The organism is Streptomyces luteolifulvus (genome assembly GCF_008806595.1).
Lineage (GTDB): Bacteria > Actinomycetota > Actinomycetes > Streptomycetales > Streptomycetaceae > Streptomyces > Streptomyces luteolifulvus.
In genome coordinates this window covers 148826-165500 of sequence record NZ_VZRB01000008.1, presented here as the reverse complement: position 1 = coordinate 165500, position 16675 = coordinate 148826, and the positions used below count along the sequence as shown (strand labels likewise).

At 68.9% G+C, this 16675-nt stretch carries 32 protein-coding genes and 1 pseudogene; 6 read left to right on the top strand and 27 right to left on the bottom strand.

From position 1 onward, the window contains the following. Positions 1 to 7: 7 nt before the first annotated feature. Positions 8 to 916, bottom strand: a complete 909-nt coding sequence (locus tag F7R91_RS14450) for a hypothetical protein (RefSeq protein WP_150948443.1) — start codon at positions 914 to 916, stop codon at positions 8 to 10. Between the two features lie 107 nt (positions 917 to 1023). On the opposite strand from F7R91_RS14450, the gene F7R91_RS14445 reads away from it, so the two are divergent. Continuing rightward, a complete protein-coding gene (locus tag F7R91_RS14445; protein WP_150948439.1) occupies positions 1024 to 1389 on the top strand; it encodes a hypothetical protein in 366 nt (121 codons plus the stop codon). A 466-nt stretch (positions 1390 to 1855) separates the two neighbouring features. On the opposite strand, the pseudogene F7R91_RS42700 reads toward F7R91_RS14445, so the two are convergent. Further along, positions 1856 to 2113, bottom strand: a pseudogene (locus tag F7R91_RS42700) (WhiB family transcriptional regulator); the annotation flags it as partial. A gap of 35 nt (positions 2114 to 2148) precedes the next feature. Here F7R91_RS42700 and F7R91_RS14435 point away from each other — a divergent pair. Next, positions 2149 to 2700 (top strand): hypothetical protein, encoded by a 552-nt coding sequence (locus F7R91_RS14435; protein ID WP_150948433.1) that lies wholly within the window; start codon positions 2149 to 2151, stop codon positions 2698 to 2700. 232 nt (positions 2701 to 2932) lie between these two features. Here the strand turns inward: F7R91_RS14435 and F7R91_RS14430 are convergent, their stop codons facing one another. The 24 genes from F7R91_RS14430 to F7R91_RS14315 form a co-directional block, all read right to left on the bottom strand. Next, on the bottom strand, positions 2933 to 3127 hold the full coding sequence (locus F7R91_RS14430) for a hypothetical protein (RefSeq protein ID WP_150948430.1): 195 nt from the start codon (positions 3125 to 3127) through the stop codon (positions 2933 to 2935). Continuing rightward, positions 3124 to 3471, bottom strand: coding sequence for a hypothetical protein (locus tag F7R91_RS14425; protein WP_150948428.1), 348 nt, complete (start codon positions 3469 to 3471; stop codon positions 3124 to 3126). Before F7R91_RS14425 ends, F7R91_RS14430 begins: the two co-directional genes overlap by 4 nt. Further along, the gene (locus F7R91_RS14420; RefSeq protein ID WP_150948425.1) at positions 3468 to 3923 is read right to left on the bottom strand and encodes a hypothetical protein; all 456 of its coding nucleotides are present in this window, start codon (positions 3921 to 3923) and stop codon (positions 3468 to 3470) included. The genes F7R91_RS14425 and F7R91_RS14420 overlap by 4 nt, the downstream gene beginning before the upstream one ends. Before the next feature lie 64 nt (positions 3924 to 3987). Next, positions 3988 to 4578, bottom strand: a complete 591-nt coding sequence (locus F7R91_RS14415; protein WP_150948422.1) for a hypothetical protein — start codon at positions 4576 to 4578, stop codon at positions 3988 to 3990. Continuing rightward, positions 4575 to 5375 carry a hypothetical protein gene (locus F7R91_RS14410; RefSeq protein ID WP_150948419.1) on the bottom strand — a complete coding sequence of 267 codons (801 nt, stop codon included), beginning with the start codon at positions 5373 to 5375 and terminating at the stop codon, positions 4575 to 4577. Before F7R91_RS14410 ends, F7R91_RS14415 begins: the two co-directional genes overlap by 4 nt. Further along, positions 5372 to 6238 carry a PD-(D/E)XK nuclease-like domain-containing protein gene (locus tag F7R91_RS14405; protein ID WP_150948416.1) on the bottom strand — a complete coding sequence of 289 codons (867 nt, stop codon included), beginning with the start codon at positions 6236 to 6238 and terminating at the stop codon, positions 5372 to 5374. The genes F7R91_RS14410 and F7R91_RS14405 overlap by 4 nt, the downstream gene beginning before the upstream one ends. Continuing rightward, positions 6235 to 6420, bottom strand: coding sequence for a hypothetical protein (locus F7R91_RS14400; protein ID WP_150948414.1), 186 nt, complete (start codon positions 6418 to 6420; stop codon positions 6235 to 6237). Before F7R91_RS14400 ends, F7R91_RS14405 begins: the two co-directional genes overlap by 4 nt. Next, positions 6417 to 7115 (bottom strand): 3'-5' exonuclease, encoded by a 699-nt coding sequence (locus F7R91_RS14395; RefSeq protein WP_150948412.1) that lies wholly within the window; start codon positions 7113 to 7115, stop codon positions 6417 to 6419. Before F7R91_RS14395 ends, F7R91_RS14400 begins: the two co-directional genes overlap by 4 nt. Positions 7116 to 7237: 122 nt before the next feature. Then, positions 7238 to 7585, bottom strand: a complete 348-nt coding sequence (locus F7R91_RS14390; protein WP_150948408.1) for a hypothetical protein — start codon at positions 7583 to 7585, stop codon at positions 7238 to 7240. Positions 7586 to 7694: 109 nt separating this feature from the next. Further along, positions 7695 to 7997 carry a hypothetical protein gene (locus tag F7R91_RS14385; protein WP_150948405.1) on the bottom strand — a complete coding sequence of 101 codons (303 nt, stop codon included), beginning with the start codon at positions 7995 to 7997 and terminating at the stop codon, positions 7695 to 7697. After that, complete coding sequence (locus F7R91_RS14380; protein WP_150948402.1) at positions 7997 to 8359, bottom strand: DUF6197 family protein; 363 nt, start codon at positions 8357 to 8359, stop codon at positions 7997 to 7999. Before F7R91_RS14380 ends, F7R91_RS14385 begins: the two co-directional genes overlap by 1 nt. Then, positions 8356 to 8598: a hypothetical protein gene (locus F7R91_RS14375; protein ID WP_150948399.1), complete on the bottom strand. Its 243-nt coding sequence runs from the start codon at positions 8596 to 8598 to the stop codon at positions 8356 to 8358. Before F7R91_RS14375 ends, F7R91_RS14380 begins: the two co-directional genes overlap by 4 nt. Beyond that, complete coding sequence (locus F7R91_RS14370; protein ID WP_150948396.1) at positions 8598 to 8807, bottom strand: hypothetical protein; 210 nt, start codon at positions 8805 to 8807, stop codon at positions 8598 to 8600. Before F7R91_RS14370 ends, F7R91_RS14375 begins: the two co-directional genes overlap by 1 nt. After that, positions 8804 to 9262, bottom strand: a complete 459-nt coding sequence (locus tag F7R91_RS14365; RefSeq protein WP_150948392.1) for a hypothetical protein — start codon at positions 9260 to 9262, stop codon at positions 8804 to 8806. The genes F7R91_RS14370 and F7R91_RS14365 overlap by 4 nt, the downstream gene beginning before the upstream one ends. After that, positions 9259 to 9474, bottom strand: a complete 216-nt coding sequence (locus F7R91_RS14360; protein WP_150948389.1) for a hypothetical protein — start codon at positions 9472 to 9474, stop codon at positions 9259 to 9261. The genes F7R91_RS14365 and F7R91_RS14360 overlap by 4 nt, the downstream gene beginning before the upstream one ends. 112 nt (positions 9475 to 9586) lie before the next feature. Continuing rightward, complete coding sequence (locus F7R91_RS14355) at positions 9587 to 9829, bottom strand: phiSA1p31-related protein (RefSeq protein WP_150948387.1); 243 nt, start codon at positions 9827 to 9829, stop codon at positions 9587 to 9589. Then, positions 9829 to 10053, bottom strand: coding sequence for a hypothetical protein (locus tag F7R91_RS14350; RefSeq protein WP_150948384.1), 225 nt, complete (start codon positions 10051 to 10053; stop codon positions 9829 to 9831). Before F7R91_RS14350 ends, F7R91_RS14355 begins: the two co-directional genes overlap by 1 nt. After that, positions 10050 to 10922, bottom strand: coding sequence for a hypothetical protein (locus F7R91_RS14345; RefSeq protein ID WP_150948382.1), 873 nt, complete (start codon positions 10920 to 10922; stop codon positions 10050 to 10052). The genes F7R91_RS14350 and F7R91_RS14345 overlap by 4 nt, the downstream gene beginning before the upstream one ends. Next, positions 10919 to 11194: a hypothetical protein gene (locus F7R91_RS14340; protein ID WP_150948379.1), complete on the bottom strand. Its 276-nt coding sequence runs from the start codon at positions 11192 to 11194 to the stop codon at positions 10919 to 10921. Before F7R91_RS14340 ends, F7R91_RS14345 begins: the two co-directional genes overlap by 4 nt. Continuing rightward, positions 11191 to 11565: a DUF6197 family protein gene (locus F7R91_RS14335; RefSeq protein ID WP_150948376.1), complete on the bottom strand. Its 375-nt coding sequence runs from the start codon at positions 11563 to 11565 to the stop codon at positions 11191 to 11193. The genes F7R91_RS14340 and F7R91_RS14335 overlap by 4 nt, the downstream gene beginning before the upstream one ends. Continuing rightward, entirely contained in the window at positions 11558 to 11818 is a 261-nt protein-coding gene (locus F7R91_RS14330; RefSeq protein WP_225320646.1) for a hypothetical protein, read from the bottom strand. The genes F7R91_RS14335 and F7R91_RS14330 overlap by 8 nt, the downstream gene beginning before the upstream one ends. After that, positions 11815 to 12669, bottom strand: coding sequence for a phage antirepressor N-terminal domain-containing protein (locus F7R91_RS14325; RefSeq protein ID WP_150948373.1), 855 nt, complete (start codon positions 12667 to 12669; stop codon positions 11815 to 11817). The genes F7R91_RS14330 and F7R91_RS14325 overlap by 4 nt, the downstream gene beginning before the upstream one ends. 103 nt (positions 12670 to 12772) lie before the next feature. Beyond that, positions 12773 to 13033 (bottom strand): hypothetical protein, encoded by a 261-nt coding sequence (locus F7R91_RS14320; protein ID WP_150948370.1) that lies wholly within the window; start codon positions 13031 to 13033, stop codon positions 12773 to 12775. A 66-nt stretch (positions 13034 to 13099) separates the two neighbouring features. After that, positions 13100 to 13351 (bottom strand): helix-turn-helix domain-containing protein, encoded by a 252-nt coding sequence (locus F7R91_RS14315; protein ID WP_150948367.1) that lies wholly within the window; start codon positions 13349 to 13351, stop codon positions 13100 to 13102. A gap of 255 nt (positions 13352 to 13606) precedes the next feature. Between F7R91_RS14315 and F7R91_RS14310 the strand changes: the two genes are divergently transcribed. The 4 genes from F7R91_RS14310 (at position 13607) to F7R91_RS14295 (ending at position 16004) form a co-directional block, all read left to right on the top strand. After that, positions 13607 to 13942: a helix-turn-helix domain-containing protein gene (locus F7R91_RS14310; RefSeq protein ID WP_150948365.1), complete on the top strand. Its 336-nt coding sequence runs from the start codon at positions 13607 to 13609 to the stop codon at positions 13940 to 13942. 181 nt (positions 13943 to 14123) lie between these two features. After that, complete coding sequence (locus tag F7R91_RS14305) at positions 14124 to 14375, top strand: hypothetical protein (RefSeq protein ID WP_150948363.1); 252 nt, start codon at positions 14124 to 14126, stop codon at positions 14373 to 14375. Then, a complete protein-coding gene (locus F7R91_RS14300) occupies positions 14365 to 15648 on the top strand; it encodes a tyrosine-type recombinase/integrase (RefSeq protein WP_150948360.1) in 1284 nt (427 codons plus the stop codon). The genes F7R91_RS14305 and F7R91_RS14300 overlap by 11 nt, the downstream gene beginning before the upstream one ends. 128 nt (positions 15649 to 15776) lie before the next feature. Further along, positions 15777 to 16004, top strand: coding sequence for a dodecin (locus tag F7R91_RS14295; protein ID WP_150948357.1), 228 nt, complete (start codon positions 15777 to 15779; stop codon positions 16002 to 16004). 91 nt (positions 16005 to 16095) lie between these two features. On the opposite strand, the gene F7R91_RS14290 is transcribed toward F7R91_RS14295, so the two are convergent. Beyond that, a complete protein-coding gene (locus F7R91_RS14290; protein WP_150948355.1) occupies positions 16096 to 16584 on the bottom strand; it encodes a phosphatase domain-containing protein in 489 nt (162 codons plus the stop codon). Positions 16585 to 16675: the final 91 nt, after the last annotated feature.

The following is a 16675-nucleotide window of genomic DNA, read 5'->3' as shown; positions in this document are numbered from 1 at the left end:
GACGGCCTCACTCGCCAGAGGCTTGGGTTCGGGCATGGGTGTGGAATCCGTTCTCGTAGACGGAGTGGTCGGTGGGGGGCTGGTAGGGCCGATGGCCGTTCGGCTTCACCGACTTGAGCTTTGGGCGCTTGGCGTCCGGAGGCGGCAGGGGCGGAAGTTCACCCCAGCCGCGCATGAAGTAGCGGGCGGAGTCGATGGGTTCTGTCGCACGCGCTGCAGCGGTGACGGCGTGGTCCAGCAACGCAGTAGCACCGCTCTTGGAGATCAGGCTGAGTAGCGGGAACCATCCGTTGCCCTTGAAGGGCCATCGGACGATGACGCCTGCTGCGCTGAGTCCGTCGACGAGCGGGCGCGCAGCAGGGGGGATGCCGTAGTCAAGATCGGACCCGGCTGGCTGGCCCTCCTGCTGGCTAGCTAGAGGGGTAGTAGTTGAGGGGTTAAGAGGGGTAGGCGTCCCGGATTCCCTGACACTGACGTCCCAGAATCCCTGACACTGAGACGGGTCAGTGTCCGCGTTTTCCTGACACTGACCGTTGGGCTCAGTGTCAGGAGAACTGGGACGCTGAGAGTCGTCAGTGTCCGCGTTTCCGGGACCCTGAGAGGGGGGCTCAGCGTCAGGGATTTCCGGACACTGAGACTCGGGGAACTTGGCGAGCTTGTACTTAGCTGTGCCGTTCTTCTGGCCAGCCGTCAGCTTCTCGAGAGCACCCTTGGTGATCAGTGACTTGAGGACGGCGTAGAGCTGCGCGCGACTGAGTTTGGCCCCGCGGAGCACCTGGGGCCGCTCCACGCTGTTCCACGTGATGCGGGTGTCGTCGTTGGCGTCCTCGGCCAGGACGACGAGGAGGAGCTTCTCCCGGTGCGTCAGGGCCTCGGGTGCGCTGGTGAGCACCTCGACGATCAGGCGGATTCCCACGGGTGTCTTCTCTCGGTCGCAACTGCTCAAAGGGCTGGGCTTGTTGGCAGCTCCGGTCCTCCGCTGCCATACTACTTTAAAGATTGGAAAGAATGGAAGGAATCACCATGGCTTACACTCTCGACATGGCGTCTGACCTGGAGCCCCGCATTGCCGAGGACGGCATTCAGGAAGTGCCGCTCACCCGGGCGCGCGCTCTCCTGACACGGCTCATCGAGCAAGTCCGCGAAGACGGACTGGTCAGCGCCCTTACCGTGCGCGGCCGGCGCCGCGCCTACCTCGTCACGCCCGGCGCCTTCGAGACCGCACAGTCCGACCGCCGCATGATCGAGGCGTTCCACTTCGTCGCGGGCGAGCGGCCCCAGCCGGCGACCACGCAGGAGTTCCTCGAGCAGATGGCTGTCAAGCTCACGGAGATCGAGGAGCGAGACGCGGCCAGGGCCAAGCGCTTCGCCGACTACGAACCGGACTGACCTCATCGCTCCTCCTTTCCTCCTGGCCCCGCGTCTGCGGGGCCTTGTCGTGTCCGGACTAGGCGACGGCTCGGGTGGTGCCGGTGCGTTGGCGTTCGGCGTCGGCATTCGCTTCCCGGCACGGCTCGCAGACCTCCGTGCCTTGGCGTTGGTGTCGCCGGTAGCCGGGTCGGGTGCCGCATTGCATGCGTTCGGCGTCGTCGGCGACGTGAGCGGGGAGGACGCATTTGCGGTTGCCGCAGTCGACCAGTACGCGGCCTTCCGGCTCCCGGCCGCGGGCGAGGATGAACGCGAGCTTCTTCGGGGTGTAGGGGCGGTTTTGGTGCCAGGCTTGTGTCGGGCCGATCCAGGCGAGGTGGCCGCCGAAGAGGCGGACCGTGTTGTTGTCGAACAGGTCCTGTAGGGGGTTTTCGCGGCGTGGCTGCCGGGCGGTTGCTGCCTTGTCTTCCGCCTGCTGCGGGGTGGTGCGTCCGCGGCGGACGGACCGGTTGAGGCTGGCGCGCTCGTCTCCGGTGAGCCCGCCGAAGATGCCTTCGGGGATGCGCCCCTGGAGCGCGTACTGGAGGCAGGCTTCGACGACGGGGCAGCGGCGGCAGACGGCTTTGGCGTCCTCGATCTGGATCAGCCAGGGGCCGCTGGTGCCGTTCGGGAAGAACAGTTCAGGGTCTTCGTCGAGGCAGGCGGCGGTCGCCCGCCAGTCCCGGTTGCTGCTGGTGCCGGTCATGCAGCCACCTGCTTCCGGTCGCGTCGCTGGCCGGTGTGGAGTTCGCGGAGGATGCCGTTGACGGTGGATTCGCTGATGCCGAGGCGTGCGGCGATCTCGTGGGCGGGGAGGCCGAATGCGTCGAGGTGTTCGATCTCAGCGCGGCGGACGGCGGCGAGGTCGTCGCGCTTCGGCTCGAGCTCGTCGGCCTGCTCGGTCTCCGGCAGTACCAGCGGGTCGTCGATGGCTGCGCCGTCCCAGGCGGCCGGCCCGTGCCAACCCTTGTTGCGGGCGAGGATGCGGGCCCTGTTGCTGGGTCCGGGCCGGCGAATGAGGTGCTGGTAGTGGAGGGCGACGATGTCGGCGGTGGCGCGGCGGACAGTTCGGAGTTCACCGCGGGCGATGTTGCCGAGCGCCGACGGGAAGATCCCGAGTTGTGGGGCGAGTTGGGCGATGGGCCAGCCGATAGCGGCGAGGGCTTGGAGGCGGCGCGTGGTGCCGGTGGCGTCGACGTCGCGGGTGTCGGCGGGCGGGGGGCCGATCGGGACGGAGAGGATGGCGTAGGCGGTGTTGTTGGAGATGGTCTGCTTGCCGTAGCGGATGTCTGAGATGAGGTGGTGGACGAGATCTGCGGCGCGGGCGATCTGGGCTTGGGTCCAGCCGGCCGTGAGGAGTCGTTCGACGTGGGCGCGTGCTTGGGTGGCGTCGGTCCGGCGGCGTTGGCCGCGTGGTGTTCGAGGCGGATGCGGCTCATGTACCGGTAGTTGGCCTGCTTGCAGGCGGCCGTCTTGCAGCCGCGCAGGTAGCAGGATCGGGACGGGGTGTGGTCGGCGGCGGTGGTCACGGCTGCGGCGTCTCCTTCCTGGCCGGCTGTTCGTTGTCGATCGGCTGCTGTTCCTCCCGCCGTTGGGCTGCGCTCCAGGCGCCGCCGATGAGGAGGGCGACGGCGAGGCAGATGACGAACTGGGCGGCGAGGACGGCGGGCAGGCCGTGGGTGTCGAGCTGGTTGAGGTACCAGGCGGTGAGGTCGCTCACGCGGCTGCCCTCCTGGCGGCTGCGGTGCCGCGCCAGGTGCGCACCCCGGAGTGGTGGGCGGTGGGCCGGCTGGAGCACGCCCAGCTGACCTTGCGCACGTAGCCCTCGCCCTTCAGGAGCGTCATCAGGTGCCCCCAGTGCGCTTGCGGGTTCGGCGGCTGAGGCAGGTTGTGGGCGTCGGCGATCTCGTAGGTGGTGAAGGTGCGTCCGGATGCTGCGGCGGTGATGAACACGGGCCACACTTCGGCGAGCCAGGTCTCGTAGTCCTCGGCCTGGCGTTGCGTCCGCGTCTTCCGCGGCTCGGGGACGCTGCCGTCGAGGGCCGGCTGCACGGTCGCGGTCATGACGCTGCCTCCTCGGGTGTGCCGTGCTGCTCGAGCTCGGGGGTGTCGATGCCGCGGTCGTCGAGGACGCGGTTGATGGCGCGGCGAACGGCCGTGACGAGTTCGTCGTGGAAGTCGTCCTTCAGGCCGGGCCGGTGTGCGACCTGAACGGCGAGGTCCCAGTTCGTGCCGTGGCCCCACACGAGGTTCGTCACGTGCTTGAGGTAGCTGGCGCCGAGATCGACTGACCAGCGGGACATGTCGACTGCGTCTTCGACGAGTTCGCTGATGCCGCGGTCCGCTTCGGTGAAGTCGGTGTCGTCGAGTTGGTCCCACTGGAAGTCACCCCGGCTGGGGATCTTGTGGCCCTCGATGACCGTGGACTCCCCGATCTCCTCGGGGTCGACGGCGGCGCGGAGCTGCCGTGCAGCCTCGGCGCGGAGGTCGTCGTCGGTGTACGGATGGGTGAGCATCGTGTTCTCCTGGTTCCGGGGCCCCGGCCGATTCCCGCGGCCGGGGCGCCCCTATGGGTGCGGGTTAAAACGGGGGTTCGTCGCTGTAGCCGAGCGGGGTGTCGTAGCTGAACGGCACGTCGGGCCGGAGGTCTTCGGCCCTGCGCTCGACGTGGCCTGCGAGGTCGAGGCCAACCCGGCGCAGTTCGTCGGTGACGCTGCGGGCCCACTTGCGGACGGCGTCGTTCTCGCCGTCGATGAGCGCCTCGGCGACATGCCCGGCGATGATCGGGATAGCGGCGGCCAGCGTGTCGGCGGGCGTCACATGCCCGGCGAGGTTGAGGTTCCGAAGGGCCGTCTCGACGGGCGGCGAGTACGGCTGGCCCGGGATGTACGGCCCGAACTCGGCGGCGTGCCGGGCCGCCCACGGGTCGTCAATGGGCGCCAAGTCGCCGATTGCCTTCCGCCAGTCGCTGATGTGCTCCCCGTCGCCGACGTACCGGTCCGCGAGTTGAGCGGCGGTGGCGGCAGCTTGCGCGGCGGCGAAGTGTGCCTGGGCGGCCATCACGTGGTGCAGGGACCCGGACGGGTCGACAGGCCTGCCGCCCGGCTTGTCCACGAACGAGGCTGCGCTCAGGTGCCGCTCGCCTTCGCGGTAGTGCTGCGGCCCATTCACGCGGCACCGCCCGGCTGCGTCGCCTCGGGCCAGTCGGTGGAGCCGTCGACTGCGTCCTGGTCCCACAGACCGTCGCTGTCGTCGTCCTGGTCGTCGCGGGCGACGGTGTAGGCGGGCTCGTCGGCCGGAGCGGGTGCGGGCTGCTGTACGGGGGCGGTGAGGGCGGCGACGGACAGGGGCGCCTTCGCCGGGACGATCTCGGCGTGGACGGTGCCTTCGAGTTCCTCGGCCGCGTAGGGCATGCCATGGAGGGCGTCGGAGGCGATCAGCCGGCAGAGTTCGCCCGTGGCGCGGGCGACGAGCATCGACTTGGGCTGCTTCTTCCACTGGTCCTTGTTGAGAAGGCCGAGGAGCCGGGCGCGCGGGATGTCCCACTCGACTTCCTGCCAGGTCTCTTCGCCCTTGCGGAGTCCGCGCATCTTGCAGTAATCGTCCCGGGACTCGACCAGCTCGATCTTGTGGCCCTCCCGCTGGACGACGGCCCGCATCGCGTGGGCTCGCAGAGCCGGGGTGCCCTGGATGATGTCGATCGACTTCAGAGTCGCCATCGGCTTCATGCCAAGTTCGCTGCCGGCGAGGATCGCGGCGGCGATGTCGCCGGGCTTGCCTCGCAGGGACTGCGGAACGAACGAGGTGGCGGCGAGCTTGGTCGCCATGTCGTAGGCGAGGCTGGCTTCCTGTGCCCACGCCATGAGGGCGGTGGTTCCGGCGGTCGGCGCCGGGGCGGGGAGCGTCTGCTCCGGGTTGGTGGTGGCGACGGCCTGCTGCTCGTCGCGGGTGGCGATCTCGTTGCTCATCCGAGGTATTCCTCTGCTTGGCGGATGGTGTCCCAGGTCGGCATTCCGATCTGGGGGATTTCGGTGACCGGGCCCGTCCAGTCGGGCCAGTGGTCGTTGGCGACGCAGTCGGCGTAGATGCGCAGGGCGCGTTCGTTGCGGGCGCGGCCGATGTCCCGGTCCTGGTCGGTGAGTTCGCGTACCGTGATCAGGTACGGGGCGGTCTTGGAGATGAAGACGAAGATGAAGCGGACGTCCTCGGGCTGCAGGGCGGCCCAGATGCCGTCGGTGTAGAAGGCGTCCTGCTGGTGGTAGCTGTAATCCCGGATGGCGCGGGAGACGGCTTCCGGGTTGGCGTCCTTCGTCGTCTTCAGGTCGACGGCGAGCGTCATGCCGGGCAGCTGCTTCAGCCAGTCCGGGCGGACCCGGCAGCGCACGCCTGTTGCCGGGTCTGTCCAGTACAAGGAGCGCTCCGCAATGCCCGAGCCGGGCGCGAACAGCGGGCCGGCGAGCGGGTGCTCGCGGACCGCCTTCGCCATCGCGTCTACCTGCTGCTTCTCCTTCGGCAGGAGCGGCACCTTGCCCTCGGCGTAAGCCTCGTCGCGCAGGGCGCGGGGTTCGAGCTTCTTGTAGTCGGAGAAGCCGACGATCTCGACGATGTCGTGGCCCTCGCCTAGCACCGCCGTGTGGACAGCGTTGCCGAGGTCGAACTCCCGCTTCGGCGGCTGCGGGTGGTCGCGGTCGTACTTGAACTGGGCGGGGCAGCCCGGATTCAGCAGGGCGCGCAGGCCGGACGAGGAGATCGACGTGCGGTCCGCGTGGTACTGCTCGGCGGTCAAGTCGTCGCGGACGACCGGCGCCTCGACCTCGACGGCGGCGGTCATGAGCCCAGCCCCCGAACGACGTCCTCAAGGTCATCGCGGGCGCCTTCGATCCGGGCCGTGAGGCTGTCGACCTGCGCCTGTAGTGAGTCGCGTTCCCGGACGATGTCGGCGTAGTTGTCGCGCAGCTCGGTGAGTTCCTCTTCGAGGTTCTCGATGAACTCGTCCTTTTCGGCCTCGGTCATGTGGCACCGCCGTGGAAACGGGACAGGGCCTCGCCTGCCATGGCGCCGAGCTGCTCGTCGGTGGCGGTGTAGAAGGCGTCAGGCTTGGTGACGGCGTCCCACACGTCCCGTGCCCAGCGTGCGTCGCCGAGCGCCGTGTGCGCGGCGTCGCCGGACGGCCGCGGGATGCCAACGAGTTCCGATGCCCGGTAGGAGCTCCACGGCCAGCCGAGGGCGGCGTCGACCTTGCTGTAGTGGACGGCGTCGCACGTCTGGCGGGTCATCCGCTCGGCCTGCCCGTACAGGTGGCCGGCCGCGAAGGTGGCGATGTCGAGGGCGCGGTAGTGCCAGGGCTTCGCCACGTCGTAGTAGCGGGCGAACAGGTTGCGGATCATGTCCGCGTCGAAGGACGGGTTCGATCCGATGAGGACGGCGCCGTTCAGCAGCGAGTACATGCGGGTCGCGGCGGTGTGCGGCTCGTCCCACGTCCAGCCGTCTGCGGCAGTCCGCTCGTGGTAGCGGTTGATCTCCAGCGCCTTCGGGTCGGCGTGGGCCAGGTCGGGGCGGATGCGGAAGACGTGTTCCTCGTCGCGGCCATCGCGGCGCACGATGAGAGCGAACTCCCACGCGTCGTGCATGAACGGGTCGAGGCCCGTTGTTTCCGTGTCGCCGAACACCAGGGGCGGTGCTGCGGCGGTGGGGCTGTTGGTGCTCATAGTTCTCCGTTTCGGGATGTCTGGTGCCGGGCCCCGCCTCCGGTGGGAGGGGGAGGCGGGGCCTCGGCTGCGGCGGAACGCTTGGGGGAAGCGCTCAACACCGCGCTATGGGTGGTTGTTGGTCAGGCGTGACCGGCGATGAGGAGGCCGCGGGTCTTTTCCATGAGCCGGTCGTAGTAGCCGGTCAGGTCGAAGTCGGGGTCTGCTCGCAGGTCGTCGGCGGTGCGGGTCCAGTCGGCGAAGCCGGCGACTTCGTGCGCTGCCTGGGTGGCCTCGTCGTGGGTGGTGAATGCGGCCATGGGGAGGCCGGAGTGGTGGCCGAGCCGCCACGGGTGGGTCGCGTCGTCGCTGCACCGGCGGAGTTCCTGCGGCTGCTCGTACACGTGCAGGCCGGGGACCGGCTCGGCGGCTTGCACGAGGACTGGGGTTGCGGTGCGGCTGGCCCTCACCTCGTGGGTGGAAACGGTCACGGGAATCCCTCCATGGGATGCTGGTGGTGGACCCCGGGCGCTTCCATCGCTCGGGGTTTCTGTTGTGCGCCGCCTCGCCGGCCTGGCCTCATCCGGCGAGGACGGCGGGCTATGCGGCGGCCAGTTCGGCCGGGATCGGGGTTTCGACGGTGTCGTCGGAGGCGGCCTTCAGCTGGCGTCGCAGCGTCTCCAGCTCGGTGTCCCGCGCCATCAGCTGCTCGGTCTGCCGCTGGAGTTGCTGTTCCTTCGCCTGCAGCCGTCCTTCGGCGACTTCGGCGCGGGCCCGCCAGTAGCGGACTCGCTGGCCGAGTTCGGCGAACCGTTCGTGGCAGTAGCGGATGTACTGCCGGTCTTCGCGGCGCAGTTGCCTGAGCCGGGCGTTGTCCGGGCCTGCTCGGTGCTTGCCGCGCATCACGCCGCCTCCCCACGGAGGCTGGCCGCGGTGTCGCGAAGCAGCGCGATCGCCTTCGCCTTGCCGTTGCCGCGGTAGTCGCACCAGGCGGCGACGGAGGGGGCGTCGATGCTCGCGTTGAGGGCCTTCTCCGCGGCCCAGGTGAGGGGGTCGCCGCCCACGTGGCGGGGGGTTCCGTGGACGGCGACGTTGATGGCGCCGATGATGTCGACCTCACACTTGTCGAGCGGGAGCCCGTTCTCGGCCTGGCGGACGCTGTACAGGTACTTCTTGCAGTAGCCGACCGATTCGATGTGGTCGGCCGCGGCGTCGAGGGTCAGGGCGATCTCGGCGTCGGTCGGCGTGATGGTGGTGACGGTCACGACGCGACCGCCTTCTGGCATGCCGGGTGGGGCTCGGGCTCCGCCTCCCACTTGCTGGCGACGACGACCAGCTCACGCACGATCTCCAGCTCGGTCTTGACCTGGCCGTCCTTGTTCTTGTTGAACGGGTTGAGGGTCTGGGAGAAGGTGCGCTGGCGGCGCAGCTTCTTCCCGCACGCCGGGCACGGCAGGCTCTTGCTGGCCTGGTGCTTGATCTCTCGGAAGCGGTAGGTGGGCATTACAGGTCCCCCAGGTTGTCGTTGCGGATCATTCGCCAGGCCGTCCGGCGGCCCGGGTTGCGTTCGGTGCGGATGCGTTCGTCGATCCAGGCGTGCCGCGCCTGGACGGCTGCGGCCTCCCGGCGGGCTCGGATGCGGGCGGAGATGCGCTCCCCGGCCAGCAGCAGGAACAGCGGGGCGACGAGGATGAACGGCGCGAGGTAGATCACGACGCCTCCCACTTCCGAATGGCAGCCTCGACAGGGGCCTGCAGGTGCTGATGCCATCCGCTGGCCATCGGCGTCGGGGTGCCGGTGTGGGCGAGGGTGGCGACGGCGGCGGCGAGCATCGGCGGTGCAGCCCAGTCGGCAACGGGCAGTTGCTCGTAGGGCCAGGCGTTGGAGCCGTCGTCGTTGAGGCGGGCCCACTGCCACACGGGGCCGCGGGCGTAGTCCTCGTCGCGGCCGGTGTGCCAGTCCCAGATGAGGATCAGGCCGTGCGGCCAGCGGGTCGCGGGGATACCGGAGGTCTCGGTGGTGAGGGTGATGACGCCACGCAGGTACGGGACGTCGTAGGAGTCCTCGACGAACGCGTCCGTCTGCTCGGGCGTCAGCTTCGCCTCGGTCAGGGCGGCTTCGATGGCCTCGATGTACGGGGCGTGGGGCAGGGTGTAAGTGCTGGTCACTGGGTCCCCCAGATGTCGGTGCGGTCGATGTATCCGGCGGCGGCGCTGTCGGCGTAGTCGCGGGCGGTGCGGTACTCGTGGCCGATCTCGATCTCCACGTCGATCAGCAGCAGCAACTCGCTGATGCGGTCCGCCAGGCGGCGGTTGAGGTGGGCGACGAGGCTGTCGAACAGGCCCGCCGTGGGCGACAGCGCCGGCGCCGGGGCGGTCACCGCTCGTCCTCGTCGCGTCGGGTCTGCTGGCGTGCGAGGCGGGCGTCGTGCTCGGCAGCGGCCACCAGGAGGCCGAGGACGGCGAGCAGGAGCAGGGTGTCGAGGAAGCCGTTCACGACGCGGCCTCCAGGACTTGCCGGCATTCGGCCGTGGTGGGCTTGTGCCGCTCCGGTGCGATCGGCCCGTGGCCGCGGATCACGGTGGGCAGCGGCAGGACGAGACGCGGGTTGGCGAGGTTCGCCATGAACGGGTCGCCGTACTCGGTGAAGTCGCACGTCCACAGCCAGCGCGTGCCGTCGCAGGCGACCTGCACTTTGCCGAGGTCGATGGCGTTTCCGTCAGAGAAGACGATCATCACGCCACCTGCCTCAGGCTGCGGGCCCGCTTCACAGCGGCGGCCTTCGCGGTGACGGTGGCCAGCTTGTCGAGGGTGTCTTGGTCCGCGTGGTCGAGGACGATGTCCACACCGGCGGCCAGCACGAGGATCAAGTGGCCGTCGCGGGTGTCGAGTTCCACCGCGTCCGGGTTGCTGCCGAGGGCGATCGTCGTCGCCACAACGCTGGTCTGGACGTTGCTCACGACGCCACCGCCTTCGCGTGCTTGCAGGGCCAGCGGTTGCCGCACGCGCACCAGTGGCATCCGTCCAGTGGGTCCGGCACCTTGTCGTAGTGCTCCGGCACGGGGCCCTGCTCGGCCTCGGATCCCTCGGCCGCCTGGTCGGCGAGCTTCTCCAGGCTTTCGGCCGCATCCTGTACGCCGTCCGAATAGCCGTCGAGGTAAGCCTGCGAGTGGTCGCGGTGATCGTCCGGCGTCTGGCCGTCCAGCTTCTCGACAGCCGTCGCGGCCTCGGAGAAGACACTGGAACGGAAGGCGCGCGGCTGGGCGAACGGGTCGTCCGCGTGCGGCATCGCCTGGTGGTAGAGCCACTGAGCACCCAGAGCGTCGGCGCCAGGATCGTCGGAGTCGAAGATGAAGGACGACAGCGACCGGCCAGCAGCCGCCAGCGCGTTCTCCAGCTCAGCGATCCGTGCGACCTGCTTCTTCTGTGCCGTCTCCGCCTCGTGCAGCGGCGTGAACACCTTCGTGCCGTACTTGGTGGCGGTGGCGCACGGCCAGCCGACGACCTGCCCCTCCTCCTGGCAGACCGCGCACAGCCACGAGTTCGGCACACCGCAGTCGTCGAAGACCGGGATGTGGAAGCGGGCCGGGAGCTTCGCGTTCTCCTCCAGGGAGAAGCCCGCCAGGATCTCGTAGTGGGGGTGGTCAGGGGCCTGCAAGAGCGTGGCCCGCCGCTGGCACTCGTCGTGGTCCACCGGCTTACCGGCCTGCGCCTTGCCGCGGCAGGTGCCGCAGGCGTTCGGGTCGGCGCTGGTACTCATCGCGGCGAGGAACTTGGCGCGGTTCTCGACCCAGAACGGGTCGCGGTCCGAATCATGCTGGGCGGTCACGTCGTCGCCTCCTTCGGCGCGGTCGGGCGGTAGTAGGTGGGGAGCGCGGCGAGTTCCGTCGCCCACTGCGGGTAGTTCTCGTCAGTCGCGACGCGGGCGTCGGACTCGATCAGCGCCACGTCGAGGGCGTAAGCCACCAGATCGTGCGAACCCTTGGGCTTCTGCAGGCGGGCCGTCAGCAGCGTGAACACCGCCTCGTTACGGGCCATCCGCGCCGCCACCTCCGCGGCAGGGACGTCCAGGGCGGTCATGTCGCGGGCCGGGGCGGTCATGACGCGCCGCCGTTGCGCAGGTCGGCAGCGGTCTCCCGCAGCAGCGCCGTCACTTCGGCTTGCGTGCGACCGCGGGAGTCGTTCCAGTCAGCCAGTTCCGAACCCGCGATCCTCTGCTCGACGAGCGCGGCAACGTCGTGCGCCGTGAGCTCATCCGGCTGGAGGTTCAGCGGAAACATTGGAGTGCCGTGAAGCGCCATGTTGAGCGCGCCCATGGCGCACACCCGGCACTCGGCGAGGGGCTTGCCATGCTGCGCGTAGTCGTCGTACAGGTCGCCTTGGAGCCAGCCGACAGTGTCGATGTGGTCGGCGGCCCGGTCGAGGGCGTCGGCAATCTCGGCCTCGCGCTCCGGTGACAGGCGGTCAGACACAGTCGCCACCGCCCTCCGGCAGGAGGAGCACCTCGTCGTCGGTGACGTTGCGGATCGTCCGCAAGTCCTCTTCCAGCGTCGACAGCTGAATCCGCATCCGGCCGTCCGCGTCCGCCAGGAACAGCACCCGGCCGTTCGCATACGACACGTCGTGGGCGACGATCCGCTCCACGTGACCCGACATCCAGATCAGCTCGTACACGTCCGGGGTCGGCGACTCGTAAGGCAGAGGCTCGGGGGTCAGGTCGTTCACGACGCCTCCCCGAGCTGGAACCGGTCCTGCACGTCGTAGTGCTTGGAGACCTCGACCCAGGCCGTGTCGAACAGATCGATGTCCCGGTGCGTGTACACGGCGACCTCGCGGTGCACCCCATGGATCGGGCGCTTGATCTTCTGCGGGTCCTTGCCGGCGTACCGGGCCCGGTACAGGGCGGCCACCGTCTTCCCCAGGCGGGTGCGTGCCGAAGGGAGGTCAGCCGGGGCGATCCGGCCGTCGAGGTACTCGTCGCACGTGATGGTGATGTCGACCGGGTCGATGTCCGGCTCCTCGCCGTTCATCCGCGCCAGTTCCGTGCGCGCCATCGCCTCGACGTAGGAGGCGTTCACGAGGCCGAACTGCTTCGCGACACCCATCGCGGACAGCCGTTCACGGGCCAACTGCGCCCGCTCCACGCCGTCCAGCTGGGTGCGAAGACTCTCGACCTGCTCCAATGTCGCGGCCGGGTTGATCGCGCCGCCGCGTGTCCAGAAGTCACGCAGGGCGCGGGCGCTCTTCTGCTGGTACTCGATAACCAGCGGACGGGCCGCGTCGGACACGCGATGCTCGTCGATGTTCGCAAGAAGCATCGACCAGGTGTCGAGGTCAACCGCGACCAGTTCGCGGACCTTGCCGTCCTCCGCAACCACCTTCGTTACGGAGGTGGTTGCCCACGACTTGCGGTTGAGCTTCTGACGCTGCGCCTCGTAGTCCAGGTGCATCGCCTTCAGCACCGGCTTGAGCACGACGTGGGGTTCGCCGTCGACGAGGACGGTCTCGATGAAGGCGTCCATGAACGGCACCCGGACGATCTCCGCAGGCTGCCGGTCAGGTAGATTCGTGGACAAAGGTCCACTCCTGTTCTCTCAGGGATGTGTGGGTGGATCGCGCGGCTAGGCCGCGGGGCCCCGGCTGCCGGTGTGCGAACCAGCGGTTGGGGCTCAAGCCGCACTAGGCGGCTATGGGCTTCGGGGTCGCTTCGGCGGGGATGCCGAGGTAGTCGGCGACCGCGGCGGCGGGGAAGCGGAGCGTCTGCCGGCTGCTGCCGGGGGTGGCGATGTCGACGACGCAGCGGCGGACGAACTCGGGGTCGTCGGCCAGGCGCATGGCAACCCACATCCGGCTCACCTTGAGCCAGTCCATGAGCTCTGCCTTGGTCAGGAGCAGGGGGTTCTCGGAAGGCGGCGGCGTGGGGGTGCGGGGCTGCTTCACGAGTCCTCCTTTCGTCTGTTGCGGAAGATTTTCCGGCGAATGTGGAAACGCGGGGCAAGGGAAGGGTCACGTGGGGGCGGTGGCGCTGAACAGGTCGTCGATGGGTTTGCCGAGTGCGCGGGCGACGAGGTCGCAGGAGCGGTCCTCGAAGGGGTTTCGTCCGCTGGGTCCGGTGGAGACCATGTGGCCGATGGCGGAGCGGCTGATGCCGTAGCCGAGGGGGTCGGCTTCTTTGGTCTTCTCGGCAAGGCGTTCGATGGACAGTCCGGCCTCGCGCATCGCGTCCCTGATGGGCTGGCCGTTGTCCCGTCTGTGCATGAGGTGCCCTTTCGTGGCCGCGTGGTGACGCCGTGTGGCCGAATGTGGAAGGTCGGCCAGTGGCTTCGTTTCCACATTCAACGCCGAATGTGGATGCATGTCAAGGTATCTGGCGTGCGGGAAAGCATTGGCCAGGGCTTGGGCATATGCCAAATCTTCCGCATGTGGAAATCAAAGCAGGTCACATGGCACGTGACGACTTGTAGCCAATGCGGACTGTGCACGATGCTTCTACATGTGGATGACCTTGCAGCCTTGATCGATCGCGTCCTGCGGGAGAAGGACTGGACCCTGTCCACCCTCGCCCGGCGCTCCGAGCTGTCCGTCTCCACCCTCCACAGCTGGAAGAGCGGCGACCGCGCCACCGGCAACCGCGGACCCAACCCCGACAAGCTCCGCCAGCTCGCCGCCGGAGCCGGCCTCACGGTCGCCGAAGTCTTCGAAGCCGCCGGCCGCCACGTGCCCGTCGCCATCGACGACGAGGAAGAGCGTCGCTTCCTCCACCTCTTCCGCACCCTCGACACCGAGGACCGCCGCGTCGTTGAGGCGACCATGCAGGCGATGCGGGAACGGCAGAAGTCCGCACGTTGACGGAATTTAAGCCGATTGTCGTACAACCCTTTGCGATGTTCGTTTTGCCCTCACTGATCGCGTGTTGACGCTTCACGAACGGTAGTTGTCGGAGGTACCGTCGAACATCCGCCGTACCTCCACCTGCGGCCGGGCCACGCGAGCCGAGTCATGGGCCATTGGGGGTCGTATGTGCGCAACCGTGATCATGGAAGACGTCGACCCGATCGCGCCGCGATGGGACCGGGACCGAGTCGCCATCATCATCGGTCAAGACCTCGACTACTTCACCGCGTTGAGGCAGATCAGGGCCATGCTCATCTACCTGGGCGCCCCGCAGCTGGGCCTCGGCGCGACATGCTGGTGCGGGGACTTCGTGGCCGTACCCAAGCAGGCACGCATCCCCCCGCAGCGAACCGCCACCCGGCGCGAGGAGGCACGGCATGCCCCGTAAAGCCCGCAACAACCCTCGGCAGATCCGCATCAAGTCGTGCGGCTGCAAGCTGTGCACAGAAAGGTTCCGCCCCCACGAGGAACCCACCCGCAAGAGCTGCACCGGCCCGTGGCAGGCCCGCTACCGCGACCCGGCCGGCAAGCAGCGCGCCAAGACGTTCTCCGGGGAGAACGCGAAGAAGAAGGCCGAGGCGTTCCTCGACAAGACGCGGGACAAGGTCCGCTCCGGCAGCTTCGTCGACCTCGACCGCGGGAAGATCACAGTCGACGAGTTGCAGGCCATGTGGAAGCCGACCCGTCGCATTGCCGCCAACACTGACGAGACGGCAGAAAGCGTGTGGCTCAACCACGTGCAGCCGCACTTCGGTTCGTGGCCGCTGGCATCGATCGGGCATCTCGACGTCGAGGCGTGGATCGCGAAGCTGACAGCGAAGGTCGGCCGGGCCACCATCGAGAAGGCCTTCCAGATGCTCGACGGGATGCTGGCGGCAGCACTGCGGGACCGCCGCATCAGCCACAACCCGTGCGACGGCGTCAAGTTGCCCAAGCCGCAGCCGAAGCACCCCGACGACCTGATGCCCCCCACCTATGACCAGCTCGCCGAGATCCGCGCCCACGTCCCCGAGCACTTCCATCCGATGCTGATCGTGGCGGAGGAAACGGGGCTGCGCTGGGGTGAGCTGATCGGACTTCGGCGCTGCTGGGTGAACTTCGACGACGACAGCATCCAGGTTCGCGAGACCATCATCAACGTGCGGGGCAAGGCTCACCGCAAGGCGTACCCGAAGTCGGAGGCCGGCTGCCGCACCGTTCCCCTGTCGGCGCGCGCGGCGCACGCCCTCAAGGCGCACCTGGAGAAGCATCCGGCGAAGGTCACGAGGACGGCGCCGGGCAGTGGCATGCACGCCGAGGAGCTGGTCTTCCGCTCGCAGCGGGCCGGGCAGAAGGTGAAGGGGCGGCCAGTGTTCGACGGGGTCCTGGACCGGGGGAACTTCTGGCTGAAGTGGAACAAGGCCACCGATGCTGCGGGGGTTGTGCGGAAGGTGGTCAATCCGACGACGGGCCGTGTCGAGCGGTGGCCGCACGTCCACGACATCCGGCATGCGTTCGCCTCGCGTCTGCACGAGCTCGGTATCCCTGAGGCCGACGCGCAGCGGATCCTGGGGCATGAACGCGGCGGCCGGGTGACGTGGTTGTACACGCACGCGTCGGCGGACTCGGTGTCGAGTGTGCGGGCGGCGCTGGACGGCGGGGGCCTGCGGCGGGTTGTGTAAGTCCGCGCAGAGTCCACATCCCGTCCACGCACCCCCGTGCACCCACATGCCGCCACATGCAATATCGGCAGGCGGGAAACCCCTCCTGAACTGGCCTTCTGGCAACTCCAACCCTTCCACCTGTGTGGATGTGGGCTCCACATCGCCCGTCCCTTTTCCGGGTCACGGAGATCGTCGGCAGCTCTCACGAGGGGGTCGACCAGGCCATCCGCAACGGCATCGCCCGTGCCTCGCAGACCCTGCGCAATCTGGACTGGTTCGAGGTGACCCAGGTCAGGGGCCAGATCGAGAACGGGCAGATCGAGCACTTCCAGGTCGGCCTCAAGGTCGGTTTCCGCATCGAGGACACGAGCTGACGGCCGCGGGGCCGGACCTGGGGTTGCCGCCACCGGGTCCGGCCCCCGGCCCCCGCTCGGGCCCCGGCCTCCGCGTCGCGGGATCCGGATCTCAGGTCCGCCCCTCCCGCTCCTGCGCCTCCTCGAGCGCTTCGGACGGGGCCGTCCAGGATGCCCGTACGACCGTGAATCCCGCCCGGCGGGCGTCGTCGCACACCAGCTCGTCGTCGTCCACCAGCACGCGGATCTCCCGGGTGCGGGCGAGCCGCCCGAGGATCTCCAGCTTGGTGCGCCGGGCGGGCCTGCGGTCGTCGTTGCGCCGCATGAAGACCCGTCCCTCGGGCAGTCCGTGCGCGGCGAGCCAGTCGAGCGTGTCGCGCCGGCAGCGCTCGGGCCGCCCGGTGAGGTAGACGATCTCGCATTCCCGCGCGCTGTCCAGCACCAGCGCGATGCCCTCGGCGATCGGGGGATCCTGCGGTGCGCCAGCGAAGAAGGCGTCCCAGTCGCGCGGCCGGCGCTCCAGGAACCGCTGCCGGTGCGCCGTGTCGGCGAGGGTGTTGTCGAGGTCGAACACGGCGAGCGGTGGTCTGGTGTCGGTCACACCGCAACCCTAGGTCCTGTCGTCGAAGGCGGATTCGTAGTGGCCGAGCCCGGGGCCCGCGGCCGACGGGGGGGCGGCGGCCCGTGCGGCG